The organism is Methylobacterium sp. 092160098-2 (genome assembly GCF_028920805.1).
GTDB classification, from domain to species: Bacteria; Pseudomonadota; Alphaproteobacteria; order Rhizobiales; family Beijerinckiaceae; genus Methylobacterium; species Methylobacterium fujisawaense.
In genome coordinates this window covers 527,973-542,728 of the sequence record NZ_JAQPZJ010000001.1, presented here as the reverse complement: position 1 = coordinate 542,728, position 14,756 = coordinate 527,973, and the positions used below count along the sequence as shown (strand labels likewise).

At 62.6% G+C, this 14,756-nt stretch carries 15 protein-coding genes; 7 read left to right on the top strand and 8 right to left on the bottom strand.

Features of this window, described 5'->3' with window-relative positions; translation table 11 throughout:
* Positions 1-93: 93 nt before the first annotated feature.
* From PQI07_RS02490 to PQI07_RS02480, 3 genes are read right to left on the bottom strand one after another with little or no spacing between them, the layout of a single operon-like run.
* Positions 94-1,611, bottom strand: a complete 1,518-nt coding sequence (locus PQI07_RS02490) for a carbon-nitrogen hydrolase family protein (RefSeq protein WP_139239497.1) — start codon at positions 1,609-1,611, stop codon at positions 94-96.
* A gap of 40 nt (positions 1,612-1,651) precedes the next feature.
* Positions 1,652-3,964: a KGGVGR-motif variant AAA ATPase gene (locus PQI07_RS02485; protein WP_043380990.1), complete on the bottom strand. Its 2,313-nt coding sequence runs from the start codon at positions 3,962-3,964 to the stop codon at positions 1,652-1,654.
* 3 nt (positions 3,965-3,967) lie between these two features.
* Positions 3,968-4,744, bottom strand: a complete 777-nt coding sequence (locus tag PQI07_RS02480) for a hypothetical protein (protein ID WP_139239496.1) — start codon at positions 4,742-4,744, stop codon at positions 3,968-3,970.
* Between the two features lie 391 nt (positions 4,745-5,135).
* On the opposite strand from PQI07_RS02480, the gene PQI07_RS02475 reads away from it, so the two are divergent.
* Positions 5,136-5,993 (top strand): manganese catalase family protein, encoded by an 858-nt coding sequence (locus PQI07_RS02475; protein WP_043380988.1) that lies wholly within the window; start codon positions 5,136-5,138, stop codon positions 5,991-5,993.
* Between the two features lie 245 nt (positions 5,994-6,238).
* Here the strand turns inward: PQI07_RS02475 and PQI07_RS02470 are convergent, their stop codons facing one another.
* The 4 genes from PQI07_RS02470 to PQI07_RS02455 form a co-directional block, all read right to left on the bottom strand.
* Positions 6,239-6,577, bottom strand: coding sequence for a zinc ribbon domain-containing protein (locus PQI07_RS02470; protein ID WP_081948601.1), 339 nt, complete (start codon positions 6,575-6,577; stop codon positions 6,239-6,241).
* Between the two features lie 222 nt (positions 6,578-6,799).
* Positions 6,800-7,447 carry an RNA-guided endonuclease InsQ/TnpB family protein gene (locus PQI07_RS02465; RefSeq protein ID WP_081948600.1) on the bottom strand — a complete coding sequence of 216 codons (648 nt, stop codon included), beginning with the start codon at positions 7,445-7,447 and terminating at the stop codon, positions 6,800-6,802.
* A gap of 701 nt (positions 7,448-8,148) precedes the next feature.
* Positions 8,149-8,805, bottom strand: a complete 657-nt coding sequence (locus PQI07_RS02460) for a response regulator (protein ID WP_043380983.1) — start codon at positions 8,803-8,805, stop codon at positions 8,149-8,151.
* Positions 8,802-10,220: a HAMP domain-containing sensor histidine kinase gene (locus tag PQI07_RS02455; RefSeq protein WP_051975990.1), complete on the bottom strand. Its 1,419-nt coding sequence runs from the start codon at positions 10,218-10,220 to the stop codon at positions 8,802-8,804. Before PQI07_RS02455 ends, PQI07_RS02460 begins: the two co-directional genes overlap by 4 nt.
* A gap of 190 nt (positions 10,221-10,410) precedes the next feature.
* On the opposite strand from PQI07_RS02455, the gene PQI07_RS02450 reads away from it, so the two are divergent.
* From PQI07_RS02450 to PQI07_RS02425, 6 genes are all read left to right on the top strand, one after another.
* On the top strand, positions 10,411-10,950 hold the full coding sequence (locus tag PQI07_RS02450; protein WP_051975989.1) for a DUF3280 domain-containing protein: 540 nt from the start codon (positions 10,411-10,413) through the stop codon (positions 10,948-10,950).
* A gap of 259 nt (positions 10,951-11,209) precedes the next feature.
* The gene (locus tag PQI07_RS02445; protein WP_043380981.1) at positions 11,210-11,680 is read left to right on the top strand and encodes a cupin domain-containing protein; all 471 of its coding nucleotides are present in this window, start codon (positions 11,210-11,212) and stop codon (positions 11,678-11,680) included.
* Positions 11,681-11,819: 139 nt separating this feature from the next.
* Complete coding sequence (locus PQI07_RS02440; RefSeq protein ID WP_043380978.1) at positions 11,820-12,404, top strand: hypothetical protein; 585 nt, start codon at positions 11,820-11,822, stop codon at positions 12,402-12,404.
* 44 nt (positions 12,405-12,448) lie between these two features.
* Complete coding sequence (locus PQI07_RS02435; protein WP_053622176.1) at positions 12,449-12,634, top strand: hypothetical protein; 186 nt, start codon at positions 12,449-12,451, stop codon at positions 12,632-12,634.
* 168 nt (positions 12,635-12,802) lie between these two features.
* Entirely contained in the window at positions 12,803-13,051 is a 249-nt protein-coding gene (locus tag PQI07_RS02430) for a hypothetical protein (RefSeq protein WP_053622175.1), read from the top strand.
* Positions 13,052-13,102: 51 nt separating this feature from the next.
* On the top strand, positions 13,103-13,612 hold the full coding sequence (locus PQI07_RS02425; RefSeq protein ID WP_043380974.1) for a hypothetical protein: 510 nt from the start codon (positions 13,103-13,105) through the stop codon (positions 13,610-13,612).
* Between the two features lie 483 nt (positions 13,613-14,095).
* On the opposite strand, the gene PQI07_RS02420 is transcribed toward PQI07_RS02425, so the two are convergent.
* Positions 14,096-14,320: a hypothetical protein gene (locus PQI07_RS02420; protein ID WP_139239495.1), complete on the bottom strand. Its 225-nt coding sequence runs from the start codon at positions 14,318-14,320 to the stop codon at positions 14,096-14,098.
* Positions 14,321-14,756: the final 436 nt, after the last annotated feature.

Sequence of the window (14,756 nt, the reverse complement as noted above, 5' to 3'; positions counted from 1 at the left end):
GTCGGAATACGCATGGGGACCGACAACGACAGCCTGAGGCACGCACATCGGCATGATTTGGCGTCTTCCTCGGCCTGTAAGGTGAGGACGATGTCAACGGACGACAATGGTCCAGCGATCCCATGAGGTAGGATCCCAGTCAAACTGGGCCGAGATCGGCGATATGGTGCAATCCGCTAGGGTGACGACCTTCATTCGGCGTGACTCGGTCATATCGATACAAAGTCCGATCCCCACGCTGCTCGCGGCAACATCTCCGACTGTTCGGCCATTCGCCTGCCGGACTGCGAGCGTCGCCGAGTTCGAGACGAGAATACGTGTGCCACTGAGGCGAGCGATCTCGATTGCACGCTGATGTGTCCATCGGCCGGCCGATTGTGCGACGTCGAGCACAGGCGTCAGAATCCAGTCGGGTCGGAGAGCGTACGCGGCGTCGCCACCGGGCGCACGCTGTTCGAGATCCTCGCAGATCAAGACCATGACTCGCCCGAAGTGTGGCAGGTCACGGACCTGCAGGACGGTGCCAGTCGCTACGTCCTCTGCATGGGGGCGCGCGACTGCCGTGAGGATGTTGCATTCCCCCATCCGCTGCTCGCCCATCCTGAAATGATTGAGCTTGCGCTGTTTCCAAAGAACGCGGCCGTTCGCATCGACGATGCTGCACTCGTTGTATGGCCGGCTCGTCGTGGGGCAGCACTGCGCGCTCAGCCCAGAACCCAGCGCGATCAGTCTGGGCGCTGGCGCCCCACTCAGGCCAGCCGCTGCGACGAGGTCTTCCATGACGGCCACGACGGCATCGGCGCTCACGCACAGCTCAGGGAGCAGCACGATGTCTGCGGACCCGAGTGCCCGAACCACGGCCACCGTCCGCGCGGCGAGCTCTCCCGGATCTCTCGGTCGAGCGTCGAGGAACGGGCGTCCCTGCCGCAGCACGGCGTCGAAGGCGAGATCGTCCCGGTCCTCCGCGACGGGCGCTATGCCAATGCTCGGAGCTGCGGCGTCGGCGGGATCGTGACCAGCTGGAAAGTCCTTAGGTGCGACCGCCTCGATATTGATTGTGTACTGGCCAGCGCCTACCTCGAGAAGCGCCAGCGACGTGAACTGAGTGTCCAGCCGGTCTCCACTCGCCATCTCGTCCTCGTCGAGGAGGCGCCGGTAGATCGGCCCCTTCGGAACGACACGGCCGGTTCCTGCGATACCGCCACCGTAGTGCCCGTCGATCCAGCGTCTTTGGCGAAGCTGACTGGCGGCCCTGCATGGGGCAGGGGCGCGCGAGGAGGCGGAGATGACGACAGACGCCGGGTGAACGTCGTGGGCCAGGAGGTCGATCACCAGCATGATCGTGAATGCTCGTTCGGCCTCGGCCGCTGGCGCGATCTCCGTGTGGAACGCGACCGGCTCACCGAGAAGATACCGGATGAAGACGTCGGGCGTTCCTGTTCCGCGATACTGGCGCGCAGCGGCCGCAAGCGGCGCGTACTCCGCCGCCGCCCGTCCCCGCCACGGTACCGTGTGGAGCACACCCGTGTGCGGGACGACGACCTGCCACAGGAGCGCGAAGAGATCGCCCAGACCTTGCAGATGTGGACCGAGCAGCTCCTGGGTCAGCATGTTGAGCACTCGTCACCTGAGTTCCGCCCGCCCATTCGACTCAGACTTCCCGCGAAGGCAGTGAGTCGATGAACCGGTTCGCAACGACCGGCTTCAAGGTCGGGAACGGTTGGCGCCCTCGGTCTAAGCTCCACGTGACGTAGGCTTGCAGCGCCTGACGTGAGCGCTCCGGGATCTCATCGTCGCTGCCGCGTGTGATCTCGTAGTACATCTGCCCGGCCGCTTCATCCACAGCTCGCGCGTCTTCGAGGGCCATGCTCGCCAGAAGCGACACCTCTGAAAGGCGAAGGCGGAAGCGCCCCACATCGGCGATGCCCGAGTGATGGAGTGCGAACCCAGAAACTTCCGCAGCTCCGGCGTGATCCCCCCGGGCGAGGAGAAGCTCGGCGCGCAAAATACGAAGGCGGCTTGCTGTCCCGCCCATCGGAACGGCGGTCAGTGATCCATGTCGCTGTGCCTCGGACGAGGCGGAACTGAGAAGCGCGATTGCGCGCTCGACCACTTGGAGCGCCTCCTCGCAATACCCCTGAGTCTTGAGAATCTCACCTTGCAGAGCAAAAACCTCGGCCATGCTGGCCCGCAGTTGCGAGCTCTCTAGCTTGTCCTCGAAGTGCTGAGCTGCGCGCGCGACGGCAATTTCCGCATCTTTGAGGTGGCCAGCCTCAAGGAGACACCGTCCATAGGCGACAAGAGCCGCCGCCCAGGTAGAGGGGACAACCGCTACACCCTCGGCGGCCGCACGATCGAGTGCCTCTACGGCTCTGCGGCAGGCCTCGACGGCTCTCGAGGGCGCCCCGATCTCGCTGTAACTGGCCGCAAGCCCGATGAAGGTTCGGGCGACATCCTCGAACCGGCGCGGCTCACTTTCGCTGAGCCGGTCGTAAGTCTTTCCAGCGTCCGTCCAGACAGAGATTGCGGTTTCATAGGCTCTCGTACGCTGGAGAACACCAGCCTGCCACTCGAGCGCACGAGCTAGCTGCAGTCCGTTGGCGTGGTCGCCTTTACGGAAGTACGTCGTGGCCTCCGCCAAAGCGTCCAATGCCTCATCGGATCGCGCCTGAGCCTGGAGGAAGTTCGCGCGGACCAACAGGAGGCGTCCAAGCTCCGCCGTAAGATCTGCATCTGGATCACCAACCTTTTGAGCCAAACGACGCGCCAAGTCGACGCCGCCTTTCGAGAGCGCCTCGACTTCAACGCCGAATGCCCCGCCGGCATGCAGTTGCGAGATCTCGACACAGGCTGCAGCCAGAGCCGATCGCCAATCCGTTCGGTCGTCGTCGTTGATCAGGGCCTCTTCAAGCCAGGTCGTCAGGACGGGAGCCGCCTCGCTCAGCGACTGGTCGCGAACGATGAGCAGGTCTGCCAACCGGGGATCAGTGAACGCCGCGCGGCGCCAGAGGCGAGCCATTTCCTCACCGTCGACCCGCACAGGCCCTATGTCGCCGTCAACGAGCCGTGACGCGAGACCGTGCATCTCTTGCAACAGTGAGCCGCGCTCGGCCGGATCCTCCTCGAAAACGGCAAGCTTCTCTTCGAAAGCGCACCAGGGATAATGGCGAATTTCGTTGAGCCGCAACTCCCGATCGAGATCCTCGACACTTCGGTTGAAGAGCTTCCGCATGCGGTGGACGGCATGACGCCTCGCGTGCGCCGCCTCGCTCTTGTCCTCGACGCGCGTTGGCGTGGGAAAGAAGCGGATGGGACGCCGCAACTGCGTGCGCTGCCGGTGAATCGATCGCGCGACAGCTGCCGTTCCATCAATGCTTTGTCGATTGTAGACGAACGTCAAAACCAGCAGATCTGGCAATTGAACCGTGCACACGCCCGCACTGTCAGAGACGCCTGTGCGGCTGTCGATCAGAACGATGTCGAACGATTTTCTCGCCCACCGACCAAAGGCGTCGAAGTATTGTCCACCAGCGAAACGCTTGTAGAACGCTCCCCACTCGAACGCTCCTACCTTCTGGGTGTATTCTTCATCTTGACGCCCTGAGCCGATGAAGCCGAGCTTGCCTCTCGCGGCATGTGGGAGCGCGAGATGCTGTACGATGTCGGAGCAGTCCGACAGACGGTCGATCGTTTCCTCCGGAGCCTCACCGGAGCTTCCGATAGCTCTCGCGTATTGCCAGAGACGATCGACGAGCCCACGCGACCGAACTTGCTCCGGATCGGCCAGGAAAGGATGGAAATAACGATGAAGGCCAGGAGCCTCGAGATCCCAATCGATCGCCAGAACGTTCCACCCGTTCGAGGCCAGAGCCCAGGCGACATTCGCCAGCGCCATGCTGCGTCCGCCGCCGCCCTTGAACGAATAGAACGTCGCGATTTTTCCGATCTTCTCGCTCCCAGCCATCGATTAAGCCGCTTCTGCGTAAGAGTGACTTCCCTCATATTCATCAGGGTCGAGATCTGCCAAGCCAAGGCGCGGGACAGTCGATGGGGTTGCGGCTTCCGCTTCGCCGCCGAAGAACTCCTCGACCTGCGCGATATCGAGCCCTTGATACACATCTAAATCAAAGGGAGCTTCGTCTGCTCCAGGAGCGGAGTTCCACTCTGCGATCAAGAAAGCACGCGCTGCCGGAAGCAGAACGTTGACGACTTCTCGACCTTGTTTGTTACCCGCCACCGCTCCGATTGATCTGAGCTCCTTTAACTTCCGGCATATGCTTTCTTCGCTCTCGTTCAACCTAGCAGCAAGATCGACGTTTCGAACGGCGTCCTCAAAGAGCGCGCTCAGCAGACCCTGAAAGCGGTCCTGCCGCAGGACGGTTTCGAACTCGGATGGAGCGCAGCGTTCAGCAGCCAATCCGAGCATATCCGCGAGTGAGCCGAGACGCCCCGCGATGTAAGTCGGATCTTGCACGATCTCCGGGGCAGTAGCCACGATCTTATCATGCAGCCCCTTCGCAAGCCGCGCCTCCTCCACGAGCAGGCGACCATCGGCCGCGAGCAGGGCGTCCAGACCGCCATCGATCGACGCCGTGACACAGCGATCAACCTTACTATCAATCCTCGAGCCTTCCGGAAGCGGAACGATGGGCCAGATCATCCGATCAATTTGGTTGAGCATCGACATTGGATCGCTTTCAGCGCTGAGGAGAGCCTTTGGCTGCGCGGCCAGATTACAGGCCATCAACCTTCCGGTCAACTATTTGTTCCGGAAACGAAAGAGTGCCGCCGCACCTCCCGCGATGGGACCGATCCACCGCGACTCACTTTCGTTAGGGGCGAAGGTCAATGCCTGTGAGCCGCGTTAAGTTTGGCTCAATGTACCTCGCTGAAACAGGAGCTTGCGGCGTGAGGGGTGCGGTACTGGCCGTGCACGGGCCAGACGACGTCGAGCGTCTTCGTCGTATCGCCCCTACCCGAGGAGGCCGCGCGGCGTTGAACATTCGTCCAGTACGGCAGTTAGCAAGCGATCAGGACGAAGCAATTCGTTCTAGTTCCCGATTTATAATCCGGTTCTCATTCCGATAAATCTGACAGACTTGCGGTTCGTTTCCTGGAACCTGGAGAGTTCAACGATGTACTATCACGACAAGCGACTTCAGTACCCGGTCAAGGTCGACAGCCCGGACCCGATCTATGCCCGCATGCTCCAGCAGGCGATCGGCGGGATCGAGGGCGAGATCCGGGTCTGCTTCCAGTACTTCTTCCAGGCCTGGGGCAACCGCGCTCCGACCACGAAGTACCGTGACATGCTGCTCAACACCGCGACCGAGGAGATCGGGCATATCGAGATGCTCGCGACCGCCGTCGCGATGAACCTCGAGACCGCGCCGACCAAGGTGCAGGAGGCCGGGGCCGCCGACGCACTCGTCGGAGCCGTGATGGGCGGCGAGAACCCGCGCCACATCGCCGAAGGCATGCTGCACAAGACGCTGCTGTCCACCGGCATGGCGGCGTTCCCGGGCAATTCCGACGGCCTGCCCTTCGACATGAGCCACATCTACGCCAGCGGCAACATCGCGGCCGACATGTACTGCAACGTCGCCGCCGAGGCGACCGGACGGATCCTGGCGGTCCGGCTCTACAACGCCACCAACGATGCCGGCATGCGCGACATGTGGAGCTTCCTCATCGCCCGGGACACGATGCACCAGCAGCAATGGCTGTCGGTGATCGAGGAACTCGGAGGGCACGCGGGCACGCTGCCGATCCCGAACTCCTTCCCGCAGAGCGAGGAGAACCAGAAGTTCAACTACAACTTCTTCTCGACGTCGGCGGACGGCTCGCCGCCCCCGGCCGGCCGCTGGACGCAGGGCCCGTCCCTCGACGGCAAGGGCGAGTTCAGCGTGGTCCAGAACCAGCCCATGGGCGAGGAGCCGGTGCTCGGCCCGGCACGGCCCGACAGCGGGGCCCAGTCCCAGCAGATCGCTTAAGATCGGCCTCCAAAGCCTCGGCACGGCTAAGGCCTCACTGCGAACGGTTCTGTCCTTCACTCCGTTCCTCACACCCCGCGGACGTCACTCCAGCCGGAGCCGACGTGGTCGGCGCGCGAGGAGGTCTGATGGCAAACGGTAGAATCATCAATGGCCGGATCGAACTGCGCCGAACGGAGGAGGAGCGGAAACCGCTCCTCCAGCGACTGAATCGGGTTGTAGGCCAAGTTCGCGGTCTACGAGCGTTAACATCTTCCTCGCCCTGAAGGACGGGGATTTTCTGAGATCGCGAGATCTCGTCCCGCTGACGCTTCAGAGGGCTGCCGATGCATACCCTCCACTTCCAGCAACGGTGTGCTCCACCGCCGTTTGATGTTGATCGCCGCGTTGATGTCGGCGTGATCGGTGTGGCCGCAGCTGATGCAGTTGAAGCGCGCTTGGCTCTCACGGTCGCGGCTTCCGGCATCGACCACACCGCACGCCGCGCAGGTCTGCGACGTGAATCGAGCGGGCACAGTGACCACCTGACCGCCGCGCTCTTCCATTTTGTAGGTAAGGATCGTCGCGAAGAGGTGCCAGCCCACGTTGAGGATGCCCCTGTTCAGCCCAACCTTCTAGCGGACGTTGCGGCCGGGCTCTACAAAGGTACGCCGCGCGCTGGCGGTCATGCCACGCGTGTTCAGGCCCTCAAGTACAGCGACGCTGAAGCGCTCGGCGATGTCGAGAGCAGTGCGTTGGTGGAAGTCGCGCCGGATGCGCGCCTGCCGCGCTTGGAGCCGCGCGACACGGGCCTGCGCTCGCCGCTTTCAGTTCGATCTACGCTTACGCCGGGCGAGGATGCGCTGTGCGTTGCGCTTGCAGGCCTCGATCCGCCCCAGGCTCCTCGGCATGATCAGCATGTCGCCCGGGGACAAAACGAGCGTTGTAACCACGCCCCGGTCGATGCCGACCACCCCAGAGCCCGGCGCGGGCGCGTCGTGCGCGATCTCGTAGGTGAAGGCGACGTACCAGCCCGAGGCATCAAGGCGGTCGCTCACATTCTTCAGGTCGCCGCGCATCGGCCGCGTGTCGCGGAACTTGACCCAGCCGATCTTCGGCAGGCGCACGGCGCTCCACTTGCCGTTCAGGGGCTTCACCGCGACCTCGCGGCCAGGGAAGCGGAAGCTGTCGTCCACGCCGCGCCTGCGGGGCTGAGGGAAGCTCGCCCGGCCCGTGAAGAAGTTGCCGAAAGCACGGTCGAAGTCGCGCAGGGCCTGCTGCCGGCACGAGACGTAGACGGCCCATACCCGGTCGAACTCGGCGCGCAGCTTTGTGAGGTCGGCGGCTTGAGCGACGTAGCCGAGCCGGTGCTCCCGACCCCAGGTCGCCTTCTGCTCCAGGCCGAGATTGTAGACGAAGCGACACACGCCCGCGAACTGCCGGAACCGGGCCTCCTGCTCGGGCGGCGGTCCCAGCTTTTAGCGGAAGCCGCTGGCTACGGTCACGGTCTGTTCCTATCACCGGGCGCGCATCTCACCAACTATTCACGCTGCGCAGACGCGCAGCCTCCCCGACCTGAAGATCGGGGCCTCAATGATTTCCGATGACTTACAAGCGTCAATCTACGACTCTGGAACCATTAAGGCGTGAACGCTGCCGACCCGGATAGATACCTGCACCCGGTGCTGTAACCTCGATCGCTGCCGCCCTTAACGCGCGGGAGAGTGCCCTTGTGAGCAGACCACACGCCGCACAGATCCGCCTGCTCTCAGTCTTGGCGCTTGCGCCCGAGGCGGAGTTCGTTGATCTGGCTCACCTCGGGCAAGCGCGGCAGGTGCGCTGCGGCGATGAACTCTTCGTGCCGACACTCGTGGCGCGCGGCTGGGCCGAGATGGGATCAAAGTTTAGGGGCAGCGTGCGCATCACCGACGCCGGTCGGCTTATCCTTGTCGACGGAGGAGACGTCGGTGAGACGAGGATCCGACCTCGGGAGCGAAAGGCGTGATCGCAGTCTGCAACTCCACGCGGTGCGTTATCCCTGGATTGAGGGCCCGGAGTGCTCGCAGCACGATTGAAGTTGCTGGTCGTGGCTATGGTCCGCGGACATTTCAGGGCAGAGGGCGGCTTCCGCCGCGGCGACAAGATCGCCTCCATCGCCGATCGACAGCCGCCTTCTTCAACAGTTCGCTAGAGGCGTGACCATGCCATTGCGCATACAGAAATATACAAGGTCAATGTCCGACGAAACGCCGAGCTTAGATTTGATGGCGTAGTGGTAGTTCGCGACCGTTTTGGGAGTGAGATGGAACGCGGTGGCAATTTCTTCGGTGGATTTGGCGTCGATAATCATCCGCAGCACCTCGAATTCACGGGGCGACAGCTGATCGAGAGCGTCCGCGTTTTCCTCTAAGCGGCTCGTCGCCAGGGCTTCCGAAATCTCCGCACAAAGGGTCAGCTTGTTCTGGGATACGCTGCGCACCGCTTCGACCATCAGGTCTGAGGCGCTGCTCTTCGTGATATATCCACGTGCGCCGGCGCGGATGGCCTGGACGGCATAGCTGACGGTCGCGTGCATGCTGAACACGAGGATGCGCGCAGTCGAATCCGTTTGCCGGATCTGGCGGATGGCATCGATGCCGCCCCGACCCGGCATGCTGATGTCCATGATCACGACATCTGGAGCGGTGGCTCGAAACTGGTGGTAGGCCGAGGCCGCGTCCCCAGCCTCCGCGATCACCTCGACGTCGGGCTGCTTCTCGAGCAAGCGGCGGTAACCTTCCCGAACGACGGCGTGGTCGTCGACAACCATCACCCGAATGCGCTTCCCAGTCATGACGCAACCCGTACAACAAGCTCGGTCGGGAAGCTGATCCGCAATCGAAACCCACACGCAGCGCTGGTTTCCGTCGTCATCCGGCCGCTCAGCGCGTAGACGCGTTCTCGCATGCCAATCAGACCGATACCGGCTCCCGGATGCCGCACGGTCTCGGGTGTCGTACCGCGACCGTCATCGGTGACCGTTAGATATATCTCGCCGTTCGGACCTGCGGACAGGACGACATCAACGTTTTGGGCGTCGGCATGGCGGACCGCATTGTTGAGGCCTTCTTGGACGATCCGGTAGATGTGCGCCGCGGTCTCAGCCGGAAGCGCATCCAGATGGCCGTCCGTCCGAAGGGTGAAGCTGATCCGTCCTCCTGACTGCTGGTTATGGCCGGTGACCAAATCCTCCAGGCTGCCGAGAAGGCCAAGGTCGTCGATCTCTGGGGGCCTCAGATGGGTAAGCGTGTCGCGCAGCGCCCGCATTGTACCGGCGGCCAAGGCGACCAATTCGGTGCTCTCAGCCGCAACGTCCGGGGCCATCGTGCCAATGCCGTCCTTGATGGACCGAGCAAGAAAAGTGAGCGCGGTCAGCCGCTGGGCGACGTCGTCGTGCAATTCACGCGCGATATGGCTGCGTTCGCGCTCCTGGGCGTCGACGAGCTTGCGGGAAAGGTCCGCTCGTTCCTCTGTGGCGGTCTGCAGGCGCTCGGCCATCTCATTGAACACCTCCGAGATGCGTTGGAGCTCGCTGAGGTGGAAAGGCGGCAGCCGGCATGACAGGTCACCCTGGGCTAGGCGATTGATGCCGGCGAGTATCTGGTCGGTCGGACGCAAGGCATGCCCGACGACCACGAAGGCGAGGAAGCAGAGCAGTGCGATAAGCGCAGCCAGGAGTGCGAGTATGCGTGACAGCTCGCCCCATGCCTGTCGCGTCACGGCGTTTGGATCCGTCGTTGCCTCGATACGCCCCCTCTCCACGCCGCGATGCACGAGCAGCCGCACCGCGTTCGATTGGCTGAGGAACAGCAATCGATAGGCATGCACGAACCAAGCCGGCGCCAGCCCACGCTCCTCGACGCCGACGCAGTTGGAGTTGGTGCGTTGCGTGTCGGCCTGGATCAAGCGGACGCATTGGCCCGAACGCAACGGCTGCCCGATCACCGCCTCCCAGTCCGGGAAACGGTCGGCACGATCCAAGGCCGTGTCGATGCGGAAGAGTTGCAACTGCAGCTGCTTCTCGACCGTCCCCGCGATCTCGTCGTTCTCGCGCCTGGCCTCGACGGCGACGTTGTTCAGAACGATGACAGTTGCCCCGATCACGCACAGTACCGCGACCGCGACGATCCGGCGGACAAGGGCCCATTTGAGGTTCAGTTCACGTCGCGCTCTCGCAGGCGCTGCCATCTCGGCACCGGCACTGATCATTCCTTCCCTCCCGTCCAGCGAAGCATAAGAGGGGTTTGGGCGTCCTGGATAGGAGCGCGAGCAATCCCGTGCGATTTGCCCAGGGAACAGCGGGCAATGCGCTGTGTCGGTGCTCTGCGGGCCGCGTTAGCCTCGATGCACCACACCAGCTCGTGCTTCGCACGCTCGCAGAAACCCTGGAGGAGCGACCATGCGGGTCCTCACACGTCTCGCGATCCCGCTGTCTGCAGTGCTGCTCAGCGCTGCGACCGCGCGAGCCGACCCACCTAAAGCAGCGGTCTTCGACTTCCAGCTCGCCAACTTGGGCGCACAAGGTCCGACCGAGGCGGATATAGCCCGCCTCGGACCGATCAGCGATCTGCTGCGCGGCCTGCTGAAGAACTCCGGCCGCTACGAGATCGTCTCGACCGGCCCCGTGAAGGACGAGATCGCCAAGGGAGCCGAGCTACGCAGATGCGGCGGCTGTGCCGAGGATTACGCTCGCACGCTCGGAGCTGACGTCGCGATCACCGGAGAAATCCAGAAGGTCTCGAATCTCATCCTCAACATCAACCTCTATGTGAAGGATCTGAGAAGTGACGCGGCCGAGAAGGCCTACAGCGTCGATATTCGCGGCGATAACGACGCCTCCTTCGAGCACGGGGTGAAGTACCTCGTGAAGAATAATTTGCCGCCGGCCAGCGGCATGACTTCCGGCAACGGCGACCGGAGCAGCCGCTCGGATCGGTGACGACATACTCATGCCGGCAAGTCATGCTGCTATTCTCATATCGGAGTTGCCGCATGCGTCTCCGAAGGCGACGGTGTACGGCCTCCCGATCAAGAACCTTGGCGTTCAAGGGCCGACCGACGTCGCCGAGCCCGGAGAGCGATGTTCCTGCACCGTCGCACCCCGGATCTTGGGTGCTAGATGGTGCGCAAGATAAAAGCAACGTCCTGCACCGAGCACCAACACCCAAGCGGGAACGACAAGCAACAAAGGATCTACCATGACACCGTTCAGATTTGATGACAGCGATATTACTTGGCGCACTCTTGACTGGCTCGAAAACATCGCGTTTTTTGTCTACAAAGTCGATGAAGAAAACCGTATTGTCGATGTGATCTTCAAATTCGCGGCCAATAAGCGTGTGATGTTGCATCAACACAGGTGCCCATACAACACCCTCGTGATGCAGGGAGAGCTTCGCTTCTATCGTCCCGACGGCGAACTTAAGGAGATCCGCTATCCTGGCAGCTTCGTGTCCGGCGTCGCCGACGGTGAACCGCACACAGAAGGCGGCGGGGACGAAGATGCCATCGTGTTTTTCAGCAATCGCAACATCAAAGACGTACTTTACGAGTTCCTTGATGCGGCCGGAAACACGGCGCAAGTCCTCGGCATCGCAGATTTTAGGGCGCAGCTAGACGATCAGATTGCAACGGGAGCATTCGAGAAGGTCACCGCCAGGGCCGCGTGATCGTTACCTGGTGTGTGCGAGAGGCCCCGGCGTGCAAGCCGGGGATGTAAGCGAACCAGCCCACGTTGTCGAACAGAATGCGGACACCTGAGTTGCGCCGATGATGTTCGCGGCGAGCCATCGGTAGCGATTTGACCCGATGCGGGCGGCCGGCGACGCCTGCCGTGAAGGGGAGAGGCAGGTCGGCGTCCGCCGCGCCCGGGCGGCACTCGCGGCGGTCCACGTCGACGACGTTGTCGGCGACGGCATGCTCGGCCTGACGACACCCGATGGACGCGTGACCTTCGCCGATCCCCGCGCAATCGTCGCCGCTGCCGCAATTAACGGTGTCCAGGTCGCGTTCCGGCGAATCACGTCGTGGCTGTTCTGGTCCCGCACGCGCATCCAGATCACACCTCTTGGTCGTGACGAGCCGGTGCTGATCGGAACGCTGATCCCTGAGACACGCGCCGACGGCGTTTGGGTCTGGCGGGTTGTCGGCCTGCCCAGCCTGCCCGGCCTCGACGGGCCGTTCGCGACGATGGCCTACCTGACCCAGGGACATGAGACTGCGAACGCCGCCGTCAGCCTCGGGTTGGCCGGGGCGGCGGCCTTCTTCCTCTTCGATGCCCCTCGTAGCGCCGGCGAACTGATTGGCACGGGATTCGATATCGCCACGACGTCGGCTCGGTGTTCGAGCGCGCGACGGACTTACTTGGCGGTGACCTACGCCGCCGCCCCGTGATGGACCACCTGCCGCCTTCCCCTCGATTCTGACGGTCGCAACCGATGTTGCTTCAACCCTTGGACCGCAGCGCCCCTGGCCTGCAGCATTACGACGCCGTGCTTGCGTTCACCGGGCGACAGTACCGCCTTGCCGGTGATGGGCTCGCTGTCGGGGTCGTGCTCGGCATGCTCGACTCGCGGACCGGACGGCTGCCGATCGGCCTCGTCGATGCGCAGAACGCCTACTAAGCTGAGACCCTGTACTACGACGCCAACCGGCGCACGATCGACGTCTATGATTCGGATCGGTGGAGCGCCTTCGTCGACACCTATGCTGGCGGCGGCTGACAACTTGGTCTGGTCGCCGGCCTGGGACACTTCGCTCTTGCGGTCATCGGCCACTGCGTGTCGGCAGTCATGAAGGGCTTCGTCCTCGCGCTCGTTCCAGCGCTGCTATTCGGGGTCTTCGGCTTCGCCGTCTACGGGTTCTTCGGGTTCGTCGTGTACCTGATGGCCAAGCAGTGGCTGCCACACCTGATCGGTGGCGTCATCGCTTGGATCGGCCTCTGCGCCGTGTTGGAGATTGAGCGCCATGTGCGGCGCAGCCGCATCGGCCGAGCCCTGGAAGCCCTGATCAACCGGCAGCTCATGACGATCTTCGCCTGACCGCCGAACGGTTCGCCGCAACCCGAATACCCCTTGGATAGAGAGATCGACATGACCAAGCGCGTCGTCGCAGCGATGATGCTCGCCTGCTGCGCGGGCCTCGGCACGGCACAGGCCGAGACAGCCTGGCAGAAGCTGACCTATTCCGACCTGCGGCATCCTTCCGCGTTCACTCCGACCGTCGTGCCGCTGTGGCAGCGTGAGTTGGTAGACAAGCCGTTCTACCAAATCCACGCCGCGCGCTTTGAGGCGAAGGGCACGACGTACCTCGTGAGCGTCGCCTTTACCGGCGGCATCTGCGCCATGGGAGCCAACGACCGCAATGCGGCCGCGGAGCCGGCGATCTGCCCGGTGCGGGTCGACGTCCTGCGAGACGGAAAGGTCGTCCAGACGGTTCGCGACAGGGTGTGCTCGGTCGCGCCGCTACCGGAGGACACGACGGCAAACCGAACGGATGCGACTGAGCTCAAGTTCGATGCCAGCTCGAAAACCGTCAGCTTCCGATCGCGGCTGAGCGGAAAATGGCTACCAACCTGCCAGAGACAGGTGCACGTGCACTGAAGCTCAGAGCAACCAGTCTTCCTGCCGCTAGCCTGCTCATTGAGGCAGATCCCGCGCCTCCTCGAGCCGAATGCCCTTTAGAACCGGCACTGCGGGCTATCGAGGCGTTCCGGAGTTCGAGCAAGCGCGTACAGCATACTCTATCCGAGTGTCGAGAGTCTCAGCTTGTCGAGCCGGTCGGCAGAGCCGATCCGAGGCGCACTACGTCCACCGCGTGAGTGCCCTTCGCGGCGGTTCACCTAGCCCGGGAACGGATCGCACATATCGACCTCCTCTCGTAGAATTATACGATCGCACCCGCTTAACTCGCAGGCCATCGGATCGCGGCCCTATCGAGCGCGTCGCCGCCCCTTTGCGGCGAGCACGGCGCGAATCAACACTGAGCCTCGACTACCGAGACTAGCGCAACATAAGCGTCCGGCGTTCAAGGTTGCTGAGCCCGTGACGCCTTTGACGGAGCCGATCCTGGGGGCTTGACGTCGGTCATAGATGCTCGTTTCGAAGGATAAATTCTTCCGACCATCGAACGGTCTGCACGCCGTCGACGGATGCAAGGGCCTTTTCTACCCCTACGCTTGCACAGCCAACGATTTCATTGAATTTTGGGAAAATTTTTACCTCCCGAAGCCCTTCAGCCTCCAGACGGTCTGCGATGCTGTTGACGCCAGCCCTGTGAGACGGATCGATGGAGATCGTGAATTTGGTCACGTGTTATTTATCCTGTCTTTCCGGGATTTAGAATTGATTTGTTTTTAGAATGTACATCCACGACAAGGTCATAATTATAGTTGTTTCCGGAAGGCTGTAGTTTGGCGGATGCTGCTTCGCTCGCTTTGGGGGTTGATATCTTCTCGCACCGATCAGCTATCAGGCGCTCGGCCATGCTCAGCACATCCGGCATCTCAGGTGCTGCTGAAGCTGTGGCCGTAGCAGATGTGCAGCGCCATGGAGTCGGAGGTGTCGCGCGTTGCTCGGTCAGCAGATTCTGCCAAAGAACAGGATCGGAAAGCGCGAGGAAAGGATCAGTGCGCTGCGGTCGATCCGCTACCCTGTTCCGAACCGATGGACAGCGGATTTCACGTCGCTGAGTAGGGCCGACGCGCCTGTCTGCGGTATGAAAGCAGCCGCTAAGAGGACGAAGCTG